Source organism: Devosia nitrariae (genome assembly GCF_030160115.1).
Taxonomy (GTDB): domain Bacteria; phylum Pseudomonadota; class Alphaproteobacteria; order Rhizobiales; family Devosiaceae; genus Devosia; species Devosia nitrariae.
This window is the reverse complement of record NZ_BSNS01000024.1, coordinates 510,479-528,316: the sequence shown is the minus strand read 5'-3', so window position 1 is coordinate 528,316 and position 17,838 is coordinate 510,479. Positions and strand designations below refer to the sequence as shown.

Sequence of the window (17,838 nt, the reverse complement as noted above, 5' to 3'; positions counted from 1 at the left end):
GAGGCGATCGGTTAAGGTGACGCCAGGTTTACCCGAACTTTGGCCGCGCCCCGCGGCTGCATAACAGCCTTCGTTCTGCTTGACCTTACCACCGTGGCAAGGTGCACACTTTCCAAAAAGGAGAGTGCGATGTCTTCGGATTTAGCGAATTCAAACCAGCATCACCACCCCACCCATGGCCGCACCCATGGTGCGAATGAGGGCGCAGGCGACGTGACCAAAGACCCCGTCTGCGGCATGACCGTCAATCCGGACACGGCAGAGCACAAAGCGACCTACCGGGGCACGACCTACCACTTCTGCTCACAGGCTTGCCGCGACAAGTTCATGGCCGACCCCGACCGCTACCTGGAATCAACGGCTGCGCCACCTCAGGTTGCGCAGCCGGGCACCATCTGGACATGCCCGATGCATCCCCAGATCCGGCGCAACGAGCCTGGGTCCTGCCCGATCTGCGGTATGGCGCTCGAGCCGGAACTGCCTACTGCGGAAACCGGTCCAAGCCCCGAACTGGTCGACATGACCCGCCGGTTCTGGATCGCGTCGGCATTGGCGCTCCCGGTGTTCGTCCTGGAAATGACTTCGCACCTGATTGACCTGCACCAGTGGATCTCAGGACAGGGGCTCAATTGGACACAGTTGGTGCTTGCAACGCCCGCGGTATTGTGGGCCGGGTGGCCTTTCTTCGACCGCGGCGTCGCCTCCGTTCGCAATCGCAGCCTCAATATGTTCACCCTGATCGGCATGGGCATTGGGGTGGCCTGGTTCTATTCCCTGGTGGCGACGGTGCTGCCGGGTGCCTTTCCGGCAAGCATGCGCGAGATGGGTGGTGGCGTGCCGGTCTATTTCGAGGCGGCAGCTGTGATCACCGCGCTGGCGCTCCTAGGGCAGGTGCTGGAGTTGCGGGCAAGAGAGCAGACCTCGGGGGCCATCAGGGCGCTGCTCGATCTCGCCCCCGGCAGCAGCTCGCCCGGGATGCAGAGCGGTCCGACAAGCGCAAACGACTTCGACAACGGTGGCGGGGCTATATTAGCGACGGGTGTCCAGAAGGTGAGACCTAGGCCCGCACCCACTGTTTATTGACCTGACAAACACGAGCGGTTTACCCAGCCCTCATAGCCACTGACACGCACCTTCCGCCAATCCCCAGTGGAGTAGGGCAGGAAGGCAATATCGCACTCGTTGCGCGGCAGTTCCGTGCCCACTCGGGATCTTGCCGATGGATAAGCTCTGAGGTTGAGCACATAACCGGCAGAAACGCCGGCAACGCAATACATTGCCGGCGAAACCATGGAGATAAACCTGCTGTGCACCCAGCCCGCGTTGTGACCGTCCTCAATCGGGCACCAAGAGCCCCGGCATTCGGCGACCACGATCACACCGCACTGGCCATAGCGCAGGGTCGTGACAATCTTGCTGCTGGCGCTGTTCCTCGACCGGACGTTGAGAACGTCCGACGGCATGACGTTGACGACGCAATGCTCCTCGCCCTGAACGACCTGCGCGGAAGCGGAGCCGATGCTGGCCAGCGACGACAGACCGGCGACTGCCGCGAATAGGAGCACTTTATGATCGAGCATTTGGGCTTCCTCTGTGCACCAGTGATAGGCGGGACCGACTGAACCGCGCCTGAACAGCGGAGGCCGAGGATCTTGCTTAGTTTAAGCGCTCGCAGGCTATGCCGTCATTGTCGGCATCGAGGCGGTGTGGGTCGCCCGGCCCGTTTGCCTCGTAGAAGTCCTGGGCTTCTCGCCACGAGCTGAAGTCGGAGCAGTCCAGATCGCGCTGGGCGTAAGCTGGAACGGTTATGGCGATGAGCGCGGCAAGTGCCGCGGCAAACAAGTTTCATGGTGTCCCCCCAGTAGCCCGGGAGGATGGGTGGGCCCCGCCGAGAGTCAAACCGCGGCATCCAACAACAGCAGGTTCATCGCGAGTCGCAGACCACCTCGACTACTGTGGCTGGGCTGTACTAGATCACGCCATGCAGTGAAGAGTTACGGTGCATATGGTCGGTCAAGCAAGAAGACCTCGTCGGTTCCTTCGATTTTGAACTCTCGATCGCCAAGCATCTTCAACGGGCGTCCATCGGAAAGCTGCATCCGCGTGATGCCAGATTGCTTCCGATTCGGATCCAACATGGTCCCGGCATGGTCCATGTCCTGGACTTCATAGACGGTCACCTTGGAGCCATCTGCAGCTGATGCTTCATAGGTGTTGATGATCTTGTCCATGTGTCGTCTCCAGTTCGAGGCGAATGGGGCTGGTACCGCAAACAACGTTCCTCATGGGCGAGCGCCTGACCCCAGATGCTAAACCTTCCGCCCGCTGACCGCGCGAGCTACTGCGATGAGTATGCAGGCGCCTATTATGCCGGCGAGTAAGTAGCCGAGCCAACCCGCGAACGAGACGCCGAGAAGCCCCAGCAGAATGCTGGCGATAATCGCACCAACGATGCCCAGAACAATATTCATCAACACGCCGGTCTTGCTGTTCATGAGTTTGCCCGCGAGCCACCCGGCAAGCCCGCCGATGATGATTGCTGCCAATACGCCTACGCCGTCGAAAGCCATTGCGTCCTCCAAGGTTTGTTGCGCCGTAACGCACCCGTTAGCAAAGCAGTTGCGCGGGACGGCAGCACTCAGTCCAGTCCTGCAGCGACACGCAGAGCGGCATTGATGCGATCCTGCCAGCCGGTGCCGTCTTCCTGGAAGTGCTCTAGTACATCCCGGTCGATGCGCAGCGAGACCAACTCCTTGCCGGCGGGAATAACCTTCGCTTGCGGCGCGGGGTCGGCCTTCTTCGTCGCCGCCGCCTTAAACGCCGCTTCAGCGGTCTCCGTGGCGCTGATTCGTCTGCGGGGAGGTTGGGCCATCGGGAAGTCCTTGCTGCTATTGAAGAGGCTGATCAGAGCTTACTGTACAGCGTTGTGACCTTATCGACGCCTGAGATGCTCACGTGGGTAACGCGAGCTCGTAGACGCTGCGCATTGCCGATGGGTGTGTAGGTCCTCGTTCGACACCTTCATCGCGGCGGCCTCTGGAGAGGTGGCAGACACCTTCTGCACGTCGGATTGTTGCGGACGGCCTTCGGGATCTGTGCTGTACGACTCGACGGTGTATTCGCGCTGCGGGAGGCTGGTCATGGTCACACCCTTTTTGCTCAACGTAACACACATCGGCCGTATCAGAGCACGCGAATGGCCGGCGCTATCTCGGGCTTCAAGTACACCTCCTACCTCTTCGCAATGGCGCCACTGGCTATGCTGAGGCAACTGGTGAGGGCGGGTCGAAGAAGCCGGTCGAGATCGACAGCGTTGCGGCCGCCGGTAACGGTGAAGGCGTCGAGACGGTCTGGTACCGCCGCCACTGGGTCATGCACCCCGCGGCGTTGCCTTCTCCGGCACGCCGGCGTCGGCTTCCGGCGTGACCGATGCCGAACTCGCCACTGGCACGAACTGGACGCGGGTCTACGATCCGAAGCTCGTCCGCATGGTCGCCGTCGTCACTTACGGCTGAGGGTAGGGGCTCCGGCCGCTCTCCATTCCACCCCTCAATCTGGAGAACTGACACAATGACCGATCATCAGAATGATCCGCTGCTGGCGGAGGCGATTGCTCGCCGCGATGAGAGCCGGGCGCAGATCCTGCGCTCCCGCACCAACCGCATGGGCGGCAGCGCCGTCGACCGTCTCGCCAACGCCTTCGACAAGATGGAAGAGCAGGCCGAGAAGGCATCAGGGACGTCCTCGTCCGCTCTGGCCGATATCGAGCCCCTCAAGCCCGATCCGGAAGGCACCAGCCACCACAGGCCGGCGAGGCCGTAATGCCTAGCGCTCAGAAGATCGTGGGCGATGAGCCGGTAGGTGGTGCCAGCACCACCCGTACGGCCGAAACTGACGCGACCCGCGCGGCCGTGTCCATTCCGGACAACTGGCGCGAGCTCACCTGGCAGGAGCGTCGGTCTCTGGCGTCCAAGCTCCGTGACGATCCGATCAGCAATGGCGAGGAAGCCAATTCGGCCATCGAAGCGGAACTGAAGCGTCGGCGCTGACCGCCTTGAGCGGCCGGGGAGGTTTGCTCCGGTCGCTCACGCCTCTCAGCGAGGCTTGGTGGCTACGCCGTCAAGCCAGAGTGTTGCTTTCGTCTCTATGAACGCCGCTGGTGCCGACGTACTTGGGGTCGATCTCTGCGCCCTTTTTGATCACATGAACCAATGCCATGCCGTGACCTCTGCCGAGATCATATTCGGATTTCAGCCTTGCTAGGATCTGGCCAGCCTTCACGCTTTCAGCGTCAAAGCCCTTGGATTTCGCCAAGTCTATGATCTGGCGGGGCGTCTTGCCGGTCTTCGCCTCGACCGCGTCCAGGTAGGCTTGGAATGACATGGGGTGGTTCTCCTCTGTTGCTCGCCTAAGCGACGAATGGCCTACGCCAGTTTCGACACGAACTCGCTTTGAGTTTTACGGACCAAGGAGCAGGCCCAGGCCTTCAACGCCCTCGATGCCGATGGCAGGGGGAAGTGGCTGGCGGACGACAAGAAGGCCGGGTAACAGGAAAGCCGCCCGTGCATCGGGCGGCTCTTCTTCGCGTGGCCAACTGGCGTCAGTGCTTCAGAGCGTCGCGAGCGGCCTCTTTGGCCTTGCCCACGCCCTTTTGAACCTTGCCTTCCGCCTTGTCGGCGGCGCCGTCCGTGCGGAGCTTCTCGTCACCGGTCATCTTGCCGGCGGCTTCTTTGACGTTGCCACGAGCCTCTTTGGCCGAGCCTTCTTCATCCTTGTGGGGCATCTCGTCCTTCTTTCGAGGTTCACAGATAACGAGGGTTCAGATGGCTCGTTCTGGTCACGGGAGAATTTGATATCCGGCTAGATCGTGTTGCAGGGATGACTACCGCTGATCGTTGTGCGGACCTTTCGTCTGGCCCACTTGCTTGGCTAGGGCGTAGAACGACAGGTTCTCGGCAGGCGCAGCGTTGGCAACCATTAGGAAACGTGCAGGGAACGCCATCGCGTCACGATGAGCCGGGCTCAAGTCTTCGATCGACCGGTCCTCGCCAAGCGCGGCCTGTTCCGCCCGCTTGAGAGCGTCTTGGATCTCCGTTTTGGTCAGCACGCCCTTGGCCTCCAATGCGTTGGTTATTGCTGCAATGGCGAGATAGAGGCCTTCGAGCTGAAGATTTGCGTTGTTCATGTCGTGACCCTCCTTTTGGGGGGATAACGGCATCGAAGCCTATCCGATCCGGGAGAGACGTTTGTCCACACAGCGCCAGATTTTCGATGCCCTTTCCGATAGGTTTGAGCCCCACCTTCGTGACGCCTCCGGCCGCGGGTGGTGTACTCGCGCGTCGAATGTTCGGACCGGCGACGGTCGAACAAATCTCTCCGTCGCCCAAGAATGGGCCGGGGGATCCACGCAATGCACATGCGAGAAAAGAAGGATACGCAGTTGATCGATCGACCATTGCCTCTGCCCGACGGCTGCGTTCCTCACCTGCGGTCCTTTGGGTGCCGGTGCAAGTGCCGTATAACGGCCCCAACTGGTACAACCATAGATGGCTTCGCTGGGTGGTGGGAAGCGGTCGGGCGGCTTCTAATGACGCGGAGGGGAAAGGCAGACATACACTCCTGGGCCGCGTTGATGCATCTCCGGGGGCAAGTGAGATAAGGGAGGGAACGCCCCCTCCCTATTAGTTCAGGCTAAAGCACGTTCGTCTGCGATCGACCAGTTGTAGACACATCGGTCTAGAGAGTGCAGAGGAACTGCGTGCAATCTGCAATCTGGATAGGGTGATGATAGCAATGGCTCCGGGAGCGGGGTCGAACCCGGATTGGGGAGAGCTACTGGAGCCAGAGCGCTACGAGGGCAGAACCTCGGTCGGCCCCAGCCGGCGGGAACAGGCGACCCAGCAGCCGTCCAAGAGCCCTCGGTAAAGGTCCGCCGCCGCGGGCGCGACCACGCTCTTACGCCCGTCTCCAACTTCAGCCACAAAAAGAGCCCCGGCGTCACCAAATGTAGGGTGAGGCCGGAGCCGCTCTTGGAGATCACCATCGTATTGAAAGCCCTGAAACCGTGCCGGGTCAAATCACGAAAGGGGACCTAGGGAAAGAAGTGCGTACGCGTGACCTAGAAGGGATGGCATCGGTGGGTAGCTCGGCGAACTGCCACCCTGCAGTTCGTCAATCGGAACATGGACGATCCACGGCCCGCCGGCCGAAAGCCGACGGGCGGTCTTCCGGAGCTACTCTCGGTGGGCAATGCCTGCGGCGAGACTGTCGCGCCACACGAGGCGCTAAGGCGCGATCTGGTGGTTGAACAGCATGTAGAATTTTCGCGGCAGGTCGAGTACCTCCGGTAGCTCTAGCTTGGCTCCAGCCGGGGAAATATCGACGATGTCCGCCGGCAGCCGGGTCAGGCCCTCGTCCAGAACAACCGTCGCGTCGGTGTGACACGTGTTCCGGGGATGCCTGCGTCGCTCTAGGAGTGGTGCATGCACCACCAATGCAGCCGCCATAGCTGAGACTTCCCCAACAAAGTCGCTAAACCTTTCGGAAGGAGCTGGGTAAGCGATGGCCGGGTGCGGCACCCACGAGGTTCGGAACGATGCGCCGCGGATGGTGTTCAAGCAATTCCATCGGTGAGGAGATGACAATGGAAGAGGCGATGCGGACGTTCTACACCAGCGAGAACGGAGACGAATGGCTGCTCGTCCGAGACGAAGATGGCGTCATATCCGTAGTGCACCGACCAAGTCCTTCGTCCGGCGGCGGTCGGCATGTTCTTGACCTGGCTACGTTCCTGGCGCAGGAGCCACACTCTGCGCAAAACCAGTCTCTCCGGAGCCTGATCGGAACACTGCTGCCCGAGCGCACTTCCAAGAACCCTCGGAAGCTACTTCTGGCTAGCGATCAAAGCCGAGAACTGATTTTTGGCAGCGCCAGCGGCGCGTCAAGTTGCCCCACTCTGGGTCACTTCTGCTTTGATTAGGTCGCTCAGCTGGCGTGACAAGGCGCGGCCCTCAAGCTGGTCCAAGGAGTAGCCCTCCGCCGACACGGCACGCTTGACCTCGGACACAGTTCGATAGCGCCCTGACCGAGCCAACTCGAAGGCCCGCTCGAGTGGTGATTTGTTTGGATCCATGGCGCAGAACATATAGCCGGCTTCACCTAATTGCGACCAACAATCGGCCCAAAGCTGTGCCAAGCACAGTAGCCGTCTAAGCGATGTACCCCGGGGCACTCCACCGAGGGGAACCAGATGTGCGGGCAGTCAGTTGAGGGCGCACAAGTGGCCCGGTACGAAGGTCACCCCCAGCCGCTCAGTCCCTCCCCCGGACTGGGCGGCCTTTGTTGTGCTCGAAGATGAGGGGGCATCGCCGCAGCAACCAGCCTATCCAGCACTCGACTGCCGACTCGATTCAGCTGCCTGCTTGTGCTGAAATAATGTCGCAGGGAACCGGGGAAACTGATGCCAAGCCTGGAACAGATGTTCGAACGACAGCAGGTGCTGGCGGATTTCGGGGACTTTGCGCTCAGAAGCCAGGACCTGCAGGAGGTACTGCAGGAGGCGTGCCGGCTGGTCGCACGGGCACTCGGAACGGAGTTCGCCAAGGTCCTCGAACTCCAGGACGACGGGAAGACGGCGCTGGTGCGGGCCGGTGTCGGCTGGGGCCCCGCTATCGTTGGCAAGGCGACGCTGCAACTCAATGAGCGCTCGTCGGAGGCGTTCGCGCTGAACCATGGCAAACCCGTCATCACGCAGAACATAGAGGCCGAAGAACGGTTCGAGTTTCCACACTTCATGCGCGAGCACGGCGTGATCTCCATTGCCAACGTTCCGGTGTTCTTGCACGGCGGCAAGGCCTACGGACTGCTGCAGGTCGATCACACCAAGCCACAGATGTTCGACGAGCATGACATCGAGTTCCTGCGGACCTATGCGACCATCCTCGGCCCGGTTATCGACAGGCTGGAGAAGGTGCACGACCTCACCAAAGCGCTTGAGAGAAACGAGCAGCTGATGCGGGAGCTCCAGCACCGCGTCAAGAACAACATTGCCGTCATCAGGAGCCTATTGGAGATGCGCGCGCGCAATGCCAGTTCCGAGGAGGCGCGCCAGGACCTGAGAGCGGTCGGCGAACGGGTGGAAACGCTCCGGCTCGTCCACGAACGGCTCTACTTGGGCTCTCATTTGGACAGCCTCGAGCTGCGGGATTATCTTTCGGGGCTGTTGGACGGCCTGGCGAAGCTACATGAGCACGAGCTCGTTGAGATCAGCATGGCGGCCGACATTGCAGTTGTGACCGTGTCGGCGGAAGAGGCGATAGCCGTCGGGCTGATCGTCAACGAGTTTGTCACCAACAGCCTCAAATACGCCTTCGACGGCAGGGAGGGCGAGATCAGGATCAGCGCCGAGCCCCTGGCCCAGGATCGGCTCCGCCTCCGGCTGTCCGATACAGGGAAAGGGATGCCCGCAGCCGGTGGAACCGCCGGGCGTGGGACCGGCACCGGCATGCAGATCATCAGGGGGCTATGCCGGCAGTTGGGCGCCGAGGCAGATTGGACTTCCTCCGGGGGCACGACCCTCACTGTCGAGTTCGCCATTTCAGAGGCGTAGGAGCTTAATCCCGAGGGTGTCCGTGGGAGCGGGCCTCCGACGTATGGCCGGGTTGGGCGCCAGCAAATGCCATTCGGCCTGCAACCATCTCCGATTGCGTCCGGTTGTAGATAATTCGCGGGCTTGTGGCTTCCGCCCGATCCGTGGCGACCGCGAGGGCGCAGAGGGAGCGTAGAATGCAAGGGAATGCCGCCGTCGTCCTGGTCGTTGAGGATGAGTTCCTCATCCGGCTCGATATGCTGGACATGCTTGAAGCGGCAGGGTTCGCCACCATCGAGGCGGCCAATGCGGACGAGGCAATCCGCATTCTTGAGAGCCGAGACGACATTCGCATCGTTGTCACAGACATCGACATGCCAGGATCGATGGATGGCCTCATGCTGGCGCATGCGGTGCGGGAGAAGTGGCCGCCGGTGAAGCTGGTTCTGGTTTCCGGCAAGAGAACGCTCGGGCGCGACGAGCTTCCTGAAGGCGCCCTCTACTATGCCAAGCCCTACAACATCCACGAAGTCACAGATGGTATCCGCAGGCTGATGGTCTCCTAGCTGGGCGCCGAGCCGCCAATTGCGCCAAGGGTGGGTGGCGACTTCAATCCGAACCGGGCCGCTGCTCCGCCGTTCATGGCTCCCACTCGAAGCTAGGAACTCATATCATCGTGAACGCTCGAGATTTCAGGACGGGGTCAGCCTCGTGTTCGTCGGCGCAGCTGAGAGAAGTGACGTATGTTCGTCCCAATACGGACAGCGCCGCTGCCTTAGATTAATGTTGCACAACGTGAACACGGTCGGCCACCGAGGCCGATTGTCCGCTCTGCGCCGCCCATACCGGCCGCTCACTTACCTTCGGCGAGCACCTAAAGCGGACGGTCCGCTCGCGATTTGACAATGGCCAGGCTGTCGCGCGCGAGGCAAGCGTTTCTACTGATCGTGCAGATGAACTTCGCTGGATCACCCATCTTCATGGTCTTTCATGTTAGGTGATCACACACACAGGAGACCCGACATGCAGTTCCAGCTGAATACCGACGCCAACATCCAGGGGGACGACCGCCTCGCCGAGGTGGCCGGACAGACGATCGCTTCAGCGCTGGGGCATCTGACGGACCGGTTGTCGCGGATCGAGGTACATCTGGCCGATGTCAACGCCGCCAAGGGCGGCACCGGTGACATTCGCTGCACAATCGAGGCGCGGCCCGAGGGTATGCAGCCGCAAACGGTCACCCATAACGATGCGACTGTCGAAGCGGCCCTGCGCGGCGGCGCAAAGAAGATCCGGTCGCTGCTCGACAGTGAATTCGGCAAGCTCGGTCGACGCTGAGCCGGAGCCCCTTCGGATCCTGGCATCAACGCCGATACGGAGCGACTACAGTTTTCCCTCCACCCAGTTCGCCACGATCAGCCCAGGCACGCTGTCGAGCGCCCGCTCGGCGTCGCGGTCAAGATCAAGACGCTTCGGCAGCTTGACCTGCGGCACCAGCAGGAAGACTGGCGCGGCGACCTTCCCGCGCCAGGTCTTCGAGCGCTATACACAACCGCTTGGCCCTTGATGTTCAGCCGCCCCTCCACCTCCAGCAGGCTCGGACCCGTCCGGCGATAGACGATCCGCAGGCGCAGCCCGCGCGTCGCTCCGTCTTTATGAGCCGAGCTATCGGAATGGCAGCTATTTCGATGATGGCACCTAGGAGCGGACAGACTGCTACCGGCCCCACACTATCTCTCTGCTGGCCATGTTGGCCAAAGGGAGAAATGTCATGGGTATCTCACGGTATGACCCAGCCGCTAAAGGGCGGCCAGCCTGGAATGCAGGCAAGCAGGTCGGCGCCAAACGAGCGCTTAAAGTGAAGCAAATCTGGCTGATCCGCTTCTTTCTGGATCGCGAAGGGCGGATGCGCGACCGGGCATTATTTGACCTCGCGATCGACAGCAAGCTTCGCGGTTGCGACCTGGTCAAAATGAAGATCGGATCGCTTGTTTCCGGCACGTCAATTCGCTCCCGCTCAATGGTGATCCAACAGAAGACCGGCCGGCCCGTCCAGTTCGAGATCACCACAGACACGATGGCAAGCCTGCTAGCGTGGCTCGAACGCCGTGGTGGTAGTATCGACGACAACGCGTTCCCAAGCCGAGTCGACCGCAAAGGGCACCTCAGCACTCGACAGTACGCGCGATTGGTCGACGAATGGGTTACGGCGATTGGGCTGCGTCCCGAGGAATACGGAACACATTCGCTCCGCCGTACCAAGGCAGCCCTGATCTATAAGGCCACCGGCAATCTTCGAGCTATTCAGATCTTGCTGGGACACACCAAGATCGAAAATACGGTTCGATATCTCGGTGTAGATATCGATGACGCATTGACGCTGGCCGAGACAACAGAAATCTGACCCGCACGGCCTCGCTGAACATAGCGGGGCCGCGTTTCGGCAACGCGCCCGCAGCTAAGTCGTTCGACACGTCAAGCCACCGTCCCGAAACCGGTCATTCGTTCAGCACACCGCGCTCCCCTTGCGGGGATTGGGTAGGGGCTCGGTTCACATGAGATGGAATCGTTCATTTCCGAATGCGCCGAGTTTTGCCGGATCGTGACGATTTTCTCGTGGAGGCGCGCGCACTCGCAACCTGATCGACACTGGAATCCACCATGAGCCGTCCGTCCACCGAGTCCGAGTGTTCATCCGTGTAAAGCGACCAAAAAGCTACAAACAGGGCCGCAATCAGAGGTCCGATGACAAAACCGTTGATACCGAACAATGACAGACCGCCTAGCGTCGACACGAGTACCATGTAGTCAGGCAGCTTCGTTCCCTGGCCCACCAGCGGCGGCCGCAGGAGATTGTCGATCGTGCTGAGGATCAAAACGCCGACCGCCAGTAGGACACCGCCTTGAAGTAGCTGCCCTGATAGGAACAGATAGGCCGCAGCCGGCGCCCAGACCAGAAAGGCTCCAACCGCGGGAAGAAGCGAGAGAACGGCCATCAGGACGCCCCACAGGATTGCCGCTTCGATACCGAGCAGCCAGAAAGTCACCCCGCCGATAACCCCCTGTATCACAGCGATGATGACGTTGCCCCGGACAGTGTATTGCACCACCGTGGTGAACTTACGCAGTACGTGTTCCGTCTGATAGTCGCTGAGCGGACTGGCTTTGCGAATTACGATCGCCAGTCGGGAGCCATCCCTGAACATGAAGAAGAGCACGTAAAGCATTACTCCCAGGCTAATGATCAGCTGAGCCGTGCTCTGCCCAATAGTCAAAGCGCTTGTGGCGATGGTTTGCGCCGCCTCCCCCAGAAACGCCGTCAGGCGCGATTGGATTTCGTGGAATTCGCTAAGGCTGAAAACCGACAAGGCCTCAACGAGGAAAGAAGGCATTGCGGCATAAATCCCCTCGAAGATGGAGACGGCATCAAATTCCGGATCGCTAACGCGATTGTACAGACTGTTGGCTTCCCGGGCCAATGCCGCCAGGACCATTGATCCCGGTATGACGACGATGCAGATACAGGCAAAGGTGCTAATCGCCGCTGCCAAGTTCCTGCGGCCGCCCATACGCTGAACGAGCCTGCGCTGGAGCGGGTTGAACAGGATCGCGAGAATGACGGCCCATAGTACGGCGCCATAGAACGGCAGCATCAGCCAGACGAAGGCCGCAGTCACGATGACTAGCATGGCAACGAAGCTTGCGCCTTGGGCGGTAGGTGGTGACATCTGGATGGTCCGCCTTTGCCAGATATGGTTCGGCTCCTTCCGGCTTAATGAGGGAACCTAGCGCCACCTATATACCTCAAGGACACCTCCGGCAGCGACTGAGATAAGGCTGCTGCGCGTTGTTGCCAAACAACCGCTGCCCACTCAGTTCAGCCGAAAGCTGCCTGACCGGTCCTGGCCACCGGTGCGTCCTCGCCGAAGCGGAGATAGCACTCGTCTCACGCTCTGAACGGGGCAACTCGCTTGCTCAGGTCGCCGCGCGGCGATGCCACGAATACGGCGCATGCCGCTTATCTTGTTTTTACCAGGACGTGGCGCTGCATACCGGTGAGGTCTATCGCTGCGACGGCTGGCGCCTGATCGGTCGTGGCGGCGGTGGCGGACGGGATAGCCGAACGGGAGCTTTCACGAACCGCTACGGCTGAGATTACGACCCTCTGACATCATTGCCGCCGTACGGCAATGACCGATTTCGGTCAGGTCACGACTGCACCGTTCTGAATGTCCGGTGCTCAAAGTCTGCTGCCAGAAGCAGACAGTCCGCACGCGGTCCGACAGCCGCCAGAGATCGGCGGCTGCGGAATGACCGCATCGGGGCCGTAAGCCGCCCGACCGCTTTGGCGTCAGAAAGGCGGGTAGCGGTCGTTTACTTCGACTAGACGATAGTTCGGATAGGGGCATCAATGGCAACGTATTTAACGCGCTCGGCTGGCTGGCTATAGTTCTAGGGGAGCGTGGTCAGGACTGATCCTGTTTGCCCGTTCCGGCGCTCAGCTGACTGGGATGGACGTACTGGCACGGCTCGTGGTCGTCTGGCCGGGGCTCGGTCTGATGCTGTCCGGATTGTTTCCGTTAGCCATCGGCGGGGTGCTATCTCGGCCCGACAAGATCGTGGCGAATACGGCGGCTACGACCGCAATGATAACGGGAAGGCAAGAGCCAAAGTTCTGACTTCAGCTATTCGGGGGGTGAATTGACTGAGCTAGACCAGTTGCTTTCCTCATTACGATCATGGCGCAACTTTCGGGACGTTGAGGCGCAGGGGAACGACTACTTTCGAGGGAACCGTCCGCTCGCGGACATCGCGGCGTTCCGAGAGATGCGCGGCCCCTTCAAGAAGCTGAGTGACGAGGTCGTACCCGTCCTTCGGCATTTGAATTTCCTTAGTTTCCAAGGGCAGGTGAGGTTCGAAATGAGTGACGCAGTGCCCGACTGCTGGCTTCGGCAAGGAGAGGGGGGAACCCGCGCGTTTGCGGCACCGATTAGCTGGCCCATTTCGGTCGCCCGCAGCCGCATTTGTGGATACCCCGGTGCGGTCCTTTATCGCCTCAGTGACATTCGCTCACTTCGGTATGTCGGCATCCGTGCGGTACATGTTCTGTATAGCCGACCACGTCGCAGCTTGGGCCTCGGCGAGCTCTTTGCCCGTTTCGGTCAGCCTATGATTGGCACATCCTGCCCATCTCTGGCTTCATCAACGCGCCCCGAATTCGTTAGCGAGTGTAGAGCTGGCACCACTTCAGCCATGTCCTTGCGCAAGCTCTCGGCGAAGAACGTCGCCGCAGCCCAAGCGTTCTGGTGGTGCGGGTAGAAAACGGAAAGGACTTGAGCGCCTACGTAGCCTCCCGGCACTTCGAAGGCATCGACCCAGTCCAAGATGGCTGCCTCGCGAGCCTCGCGAACGGCGTCCGAAATGGTATCGGGATCCTTTGCCACGCCGAGCAATCGGTCGATCTGCAGCTTGGCATGCTCAATCTGAGGTTGCTGCCCCCACTTTTTCTCCAGGTGAGCCAGACCAGCGATCAATTCCTCACGGACTTCCCATGCAAGAAGCATTGGTTCAACGTCTTTTTCGACGAAACGCTCCCACCACTTCCATCCGATCCCTCGCTCGAGCAAGGCGCTGTCGAACAGGTTGTGCTCAATATTGAGATAGTCGGCAGTCGCATTCGCTAGTCTCCGTGGCTTGCCGCCCAGTCGCCATCCGAAAATCATAACACCCCCTCATCGCGGCCACACGCGCCAACGAAACGTCGCCTATTCTCGATATCTGGTTCAACGCGGGTTGTAAGCTAACCACCCCGCTTTCGTCGCTGGCGAGACGCTAACCGGACCGACTGTCTTCAGGAAATCGAAATGCCTAGGCGCTCCCATGGTCCTGTCGAAGCCAAGGCCCGGGATTCCGGGGCCTTTGAGTTTCTATGGAAAAACTACCGGTTCGATAATGGGAACGACCGCCCGAATTATGGAAATTCTATCGGTCGCGTCACACGTCTCACCTCCCAACGGCGGAGCAAGCGGAGTAGTGGTGTCACGACATCCGCATGCTGAACACCAGCCGGTCGCGGCCCCCTTGCGATCCAGCCCAAAAATGAGAAAGCCCCGGTTTCCCGGGGCTTTCGCTTTCAATCAAAAGTTGAGGCCAACTGAAGTGAACATTGAGTGCGCACAAATCGGACTTCTGACCATCCTCATGTGGCGCTCACAAACAATTCCGATGTGGTTTCACCCTCATGCGTGGTCGCGCCGCAAGAGTCGCGCTTTGGGCTTGTGCCTCTTCGCACCAATTGATGTGACCGTGTAGTTTCCGTATCCCAGCCCGCTTGCCCGGCAAGACGATCTCGACGTAGATCGCCACCCCGCACGTCAGTGCCGGAAATTGCGTCTTGGGTCAAACCAATAGTCAGTAGGCTAGGTGCATGACCAAGCGCAAAAAACTGCCGAAAATCCGCCCCTGGCATATCCGTTTGGACAAAACCAATAGCAATTCAACACTGGGAATGGCGATCCCGGCAGGACTCGAACCTGCGACCAACAGCTTAGAAGGCTGCTGCTCTATCCAGCTGAGCTACGGGACCGTAGTGGTGCCTCCTTTAGCGCAAGCGGGCGCGCGACCCAACCCCCTCGCGTGAGTGGGCAAGCCCGCAGCCTCTCAGAATCGGAACTCTCGTGCCGGACGCACGGCAGCCCCCTTTGGCGGGGCGGTGCTCGCCCGCGCGATGAGGTCGCAGCGCAGGATGATTCGCACCGGCTTTGCCGGATCGCGCACGCCCTCGACGATGTCGATGAGCGCGCTGGTGCTGATCGTGGCCAGTTCAGCTCGTTTTTGCCGCATGGTGGTCAGTGCCGGCGAGACATACTGGGCCATGTCGATGTCGTCGAACCCGACCACCGAGACGTCCCGCGGGCAATGGAGGCCCGCCTGCTGCACGCTTGAGATGAAGCCGAGAGCCATCTCGTCATTGGCGCAGACCACCGCGCTTGGCCGCTCGTCGAGTGCAACGAACTGTGAGCCGGCCTGGTATCCGCTGCCGATGGAGTGGTCTCCGGCAATGATCCAGTCCTCGCGCATGGCTAGACCGTGGCGGGCGAGCGCCTGCCGGAAGCCCAGCGTGCGTTCGTTGGGATAGTCGTGGATCGTAGGACCGGCGACCAGCCCGATGTGCTGGTGTCCCAGGTCCACGAGATGCTGGACGGCCCGGCCGGTCGCCTCGCGATTGTCGCTGGTCACAAGGTTGAAGCCCGGCTCGATTATCTCGTCGCAGACCACCACGATCGGCAGGTTGCCGCGCTCTTCCATGAAGCGCCGCATGCCCGAAACGTCGAGCGTGATGTCGAACAGCAGCAGGCCGTCGGCCCGGCTCGACAGGAAATAGTCGCGCAGCCATATGGTCGGGTCGCCCTGGACCCTGTTGGAGACGAGGACGCCATAGCCGCGATGGCCTGCCTCGGCGAGCACCGCGTCCAGTATGGTCGAGTAATAGGGATTGCCCGCATTGGGCATGGCCATGACGATAGTGCCGGCGCGCTGACGGCGCAGCGACCGGGCCGCCTGGTTGAGCGTATAACCCGTCGCCGTGACGGCCACCGCGATCCGCTCGCGCGTCGCCTGCGAAACCCTTTCCGGCATCGAGAGCGCACGGCTCACAGTTGCCGTCGACACGCCGGCATGGCGCGCAACATCTTGAATCGTCGGCGATTTTCTCGTCAGCGCCATGGCTGCCAGCGTCCCTTTCGCTGTCAGGACTTCAACTTCAATAAATGGAACTTGACAGCAGCGCAACAACCGGCTGAAAGTAATGAAATCGATTGCAGAGGGCTCGAAGCGCCTCCATGCAATCGATTACATGCAGCCAGCGCGGACGCCTCTCGAGAAGGTGCGTGCGGCTGGCCGCTTCGCGGGAGCCTCGGCTCCAAGTGAACGTTGGGAGGACGACCCTATGAAGAAATACGCAGTGGTTGCTGCCATGGCGACCGCTTTCCTGAGCTCCACGGCGATCAACGCCGCTGAGCTAGAAGTCACCCACTGGTGGACGTCCGCAGGTGAGGCCGCGGCCGTTGCCGAGTTCGCCCGCGTGTTCGAGGAACAGACGGGTCACACCTGGGTGGACAGCGCCCTTTCTGGTTCCGGTACCGGTGCCAACCCTGTGATCATCAGCCGCATTATCGGCGGCGATCCGATGGGCGCCACGCAGATGAACACGGGCCGCGACGCCGAGGAACTGATCCAGGCCGGCCTGATGCGCGACCTGACCGACATCGCCGAAGAGCTCAACATCAACGAGTTCTACGTCGACCAGTCTCTGCTGGAGCCGTGCACCTATGAGGGTCGCATCTATTGCTTCCCGGTCAACATCCACTCGTGGGACTGGCTGTGGCTCTCGACTGCCGCCTATGAGGAGATCGGCCAGCCCGTGCCGACCACCTGGGACGAATACGTCGCGTCCTGGCCTGCGCTTGAGGAAGCCGGCATCCTGCCCTTCGGCCTTGCTACCGGCTGGCCGATCGCTGGCGTTCCGGGCGTGTTGCTCTCGGGCATCGGCGGCAGCGAGCTCGTTCTCGCCGTCAATCGCGACAAGGACGTTGAAGCCGTGCGTGGCCCCGAGTTCCGCAAGGTGGCCGAGGCCATGGACGCGATCCGCAGCGTCGTTTCACCCGATACCATGGTCCCTGCCTTCGCCGACGTCGGCAACCAGATCCTGGCGGGCGAAGCGGCCGGCAATATCCACGGTGACTGGCTCCAGGGCGACCTGCAGGTTGCCGGTGGCGTGCCGGGAGAGGACTATGAATGCCTTCCGGCGCTCGGCATGAACGATCAGCTTACCGGTGGCGGCGACGCCTTCTACTTCCCAGTCCTGCCTGAGGGCACGGACCCGGAGGTTCTCGAGGCCCAGACCGAGCTCGCCAAGATCCTGATCTCGCCGGAGGCGCAGCTCGCCTTCAACCTCAAGAAGGGTTCGATGCCGATCCGCACGGACGTCGATCTGTCGCAAGCCAACGCCTGCATGCAGAAGGCGCTCAAGCTCCTCGAGAACGGCCTGCTGCCTTCCGGTGACTTCGCCCTCTCCAGCGACACCCAGCAGCAGCTACAGGATCTCAACATCGAGTTCCTTGGCGACGACAGCATCACCGTCGACGATTACGTCGAGCGTTATGCCTCGATCATCGAGACGGCTGACTGACAGCTGGATGGTAAGCTACAGTCACCACTGACTGCATGGCGGCCGGCCTGGTCTTCCAAGC

The 17,838-nt window shown here is 60.9% G+C and carries 21 protein-coding genes, 1 tRNA gene and 1 pseudogene; 8 read left to right on the top strand and 15 right to left on the bottom strand.

What is annotated here, in order from left to right; all coding sequences use genetic code 11:
• Positions 1 to 129: 129 nt before the first annotated feature.
• A pseudogene (locus tag QQK18_RS25585) lies at positions 130 to 957 on the top strand (YHS domain-containing protein); the annotation flags it as partial.
• A gap of 119 nt (positions 958 to 1,076) precedes the next feature.
• On the opposite strand, the gene QQK18_RS25580 reads toward QQK18_RS25585, so the two are convergent.
• The 5 genes from QQK18_RS25580 to QQK18_RS25560 form a co-directional block, all read right to left on the bottom strand.
• A complete protein-coding gene (locus QQK18_RS25580) occupies positions 1,077 to 1,580 on the bottom strand; it encodes an SH3 domain-containing protein (RefSeq protein ID WP_284343222.1) in 504 nt (167 codons plus the stop codon).
• A gap of 76 nt (positions 1,581 to 1,656) precedes the next feature.
• Positions 1,657 to 1,842: an excalibur calcium-binding domain-containing protein gene (locus tag QQK18_RS25575; RefSeq protein WP_284343221.1), complete on the bottom strand. Its 186-nt coding sequence runs from the start codon at positions 1,840 to 1,842 to the stop codon at positions 1,657 to 1,659.
• Positions 1,843 to 1,994: 152 nt separating this feature from the next.
• A complete protein-coding gene (locus tag QQK18_RS25570; RefSeq protein ID WP_284343220.1) occupies positions 1,995 to 2,231 on the bottom strand; it encodes a hypothetical protein in 237 nt (78 codons plus the stop codon).
• A 78-nt stretch (positions 2,232 to 2,309) separates the two neighbouring features.
• Complete coding sequence (locus QQK18_RS25565; RefSeq protein ID WP_284343219.1) at positions 2,310 to 2,570, bottom strand: GlsB/YeaQ/YmgE family stress response membrane protein; 261 nt, start codon at positions 2,568 to 2,570, stop codon at positions 2,310 to 2,312.
• Positions 2,571 to 2,638: 68 nt separating this feature from the next.
• Complete coding sequence (locus QQK18_RS25560) at positions 2,639 to 2,872, bottom strand: BrnA antitoxin family protein (protein WP_284343218.1); 234 nt, start codon at positions 2,870 to 2,872, stop codon at positions 2,639 to 2,641.
• 698 nt (positions 2,873 to 3,570) lie between these two features.
• Between QQK18_RS25560 and QQK18_RS25555 the strand changes: the two genes are divergently transcribed.
• Together QQK18_RS25555 and QQK18_RS25550 are read left to right on the top strand one after the other, a co-directional pair.
• Positions 3,571 to 3,822, top strand: coding sequence for a hypothetical protein (locus tag QQK18_RS25555; RefSeq protein ID WP_284343217.1), 252 nt, complete (start codon positions 3,571 to 3,573; stop codon positions 3,820 to 3,822).
• Positions 3,822 to 4,049, top strand: a complete 228-nt coding sequence (locus tag QQK18_RS25550) for a hypothetical protein (RefSeq protein WP_284343216.1) — start codon at positions 3,822 to 3,824, stop codon at positions 4,047 to 4,049. Before QQK18_RS25555 ends, QQK18_RS25550 begins: the two co-directional genes overlap by 1 nt.
• A gap of 70 nt (positions 4,050 to 4,119) precedes the next feature.
• Here the strand turns inward: QQK18_RS25550 and QQK18_RS25545 are convergent, their stop codons facing one another.
• The 4 genes from QQK18_RS25545 to QQK18_RS25530 all read right to left on the bottom strand — a co-directional run bounded on the left by QQK18_RS25545 (position 4,120) and on the right by QQK18_RS25530 (position 6,506).
• Entirely contained in the window at positions 4,120 to 4,383 is a 264-nt protein-coding gene (locus QQK18_RS25545; protein WP_284343215.1) for a DUF4287 domain-containing protein, read from the bottom strand.
• 217 nt (positions 4,384 to 4,600) lie between these two features.
• A complete protein-coding gene (locus QQK18_RS25540; RefSeq protein WP_284343214.1) occupies positions 4,601 to 4,783 on the bottom strand; it encodes a CsbD family protein in 183 nt (60 codons plus the stop codon).
• 99 nt (positions 4,784 to 4,882) lie between these two features.
• Complete coding sequence (locus tag QQK18_RS25535; RefSeq protein ID WP_284343213.1) at positions 4,883 to 5,185, bottom strand: hypothetical protein; 303 nt, start codon at positions 5,183 to 5,185, stop codon at positions 4,883 to 4,885.
• A gap of 1,099 nt (positions 5,186 to 6,284) precedes the next feature.
• Positions 6,285 to 6,506, bottom strand: a complete 222-nt coding sequence (locus QQK18_RS25530; RefSeq protein ID WP_284343212.1) for a PilZ domain-containing protein — start codon at positions 6,504 to 6,506, stop codon at positions 6,285 to 6,287.
• 953 nt (positions 6,507 to 7,459) lie between these two features.
• On the opposite strand from QQK18_RS25530, the gene QQK18_RS25525 reads away from it, so the two are divergent.
• The 3 genes from QQK18_RS25525 (at position 7,460) to QQK18_RS25515 (ending at position 9,925) form a co-directional block, all read left to right on the top strand.
• Positions 7,460 to 8,608 carry a sensor histidine kinase gene (locus QQK18_RS25525; protein ID WP_284343211.1) on the top strand — a complete coding sequence of 383 codons (1,149 nt, stop codon included), beginning with the start codon at positions 7,460 to 7,462 and terminating at the stop codon, positions 8,606 to 8,608.
• A gap of 176 nt (positions 8,609 to 8,784) precedes the next feature.
• Positions 8,785 to 9,153 carry a response regulator gene (locus QQK18_RS25520; protein ID WP_284343210.1) on the top strand — a complete coding sequence of 123 codons (369 nt, stop codon included), beginning with the start codon at positions 8,785 to 8,787 and terminating at the stop codon, positions 9,151 to 9,153.
• Positions 9,154 to 9,610: 457 nt separating this feature from the next.
• Positions 9,611 to 9,925: a hypothetical protein gene (locus tag QQK18_RS25515; protein ID WP_284343209.1), complete on the top strand. Its 315-nt coding sequence runs from the start codon at positions 9,611 to 9,613 to the stop codon at positions 9,923 to 9,925.
• A gap of 45 nt (positions 9,926 to 9,970) precedes the next feature.
• Here QQK18_RS25515 and QQK18_RS25510 read toward each other — a convergent pair whose 3' ends face one another.
• Complete coding sequence (locus tag QQK18_RS25510) at positions 9,971 to 10,081, bottom strand: hypothetical protein (protein ID WP_284343208.1); 111 nt, start codon at positions 10,079 to 10,081, stop codon at positions 9,971 to 9,973.
• A 277-nt stretch (positions 10,082 to 10,358) separates the two neighbouring features.
• On the opposite strand from QQK18_RS25510, the gene QQK18_RS25505 reads away from it, so the two are divergent.
• Complete coding sequence (locus tag QQK18_RS25505; RefSeq protein WP_284343207.1) at positions 10,359 to 10,991, top strand: tyrosine-type recombinase/integrase; 633 nt, start codon at positions 10,359 to 10,361, stop codon at positions 10,989 to 10,991.
• Positions 10,992 to 11,157: 166 nt separating this feature from the next.
• Here the strand turns inward: QQK18_RS25505 and QQK18_RS25500 are convergent, their stop codons facing one another.
• The 5 genes from QQK18_RS25500 to QQK18_RS25480 form a co-directional block, all read right to left on the bottom strand.
• Positions 11,158 to 12,315: an AI-2E family transporter gene (locus QQK18_RS25500; protein ID WP_284343206.1), complete on the bottom strand. Its 1,158-nt coding sequence runs from the start codon at positions 12,313 to 12,315 to the stop codon at positions 11,158 to 11,160.
• Positions 12,316 to 13,324: 1,009 nt separating this feature from the next.
• Positions 13,325 to 13,468: a hypothetical protein gene (locus QQK18_RS25495; protein WP_284343205.1), complete on the bottom strand. Its 144-nt coding sequence runs from the start codon at positions 13,466 to 13,468 to the stop codon at positions 13,325 to 13,327.
• 281 nt (positions 13,469 to 13,749) lie between these two features.
• Complete coding sequence (locus QQK18_RS25490) at positions 13,750 to 14,310, bottom strand: hypothetical protein (RefSeq protein ID WP_284343204.1); 561 nt, start codon at positions 14,308 to 14,310, stop codon at positions 13,750 to 13,752.
• Positions 14,311 to 15,096: 786 nt separating this feature from the next.
• Positions 15,097 to 15,173: transfer RNA gene (locus QQK18_RS25485), tRNA-Arg, on the bottom strand.
• A gap of 74 nt (positions 15,174 to 15,247) precedes the next feature.
• Positions 15,248 to 16,312, bottom strand: a complete 1,065-nt coding sequence (locus tag QQK18_RS25480) for a LacI family DNA-binding transcriptional regulator (protein WP_284343203.1) — start codon at positions 16,310 to 16,312, stop codon at positions 15,248 to 15,250.
• A gap of 223 nt (positions 16,313 to 16,535) precedes the next feature.
• Between QQK18_RS25480 and QQK18_RS25475 the strand changes: the two genes are divergently transcribed.
• Positions 16,536 to 17,777, top strand: a complete 1,242-nt coding sequence (locus QQK18_RS25475) for an ABC transporter substrate-binding protein (protein WP_284343202.1) — start codon at positions 16,536 to 16,538, stop codon at positions 17,775 to 17,777.
• The last annotated feature ends 61 nt before the right edge of the window (positions 17,778 to 17,838 follow it).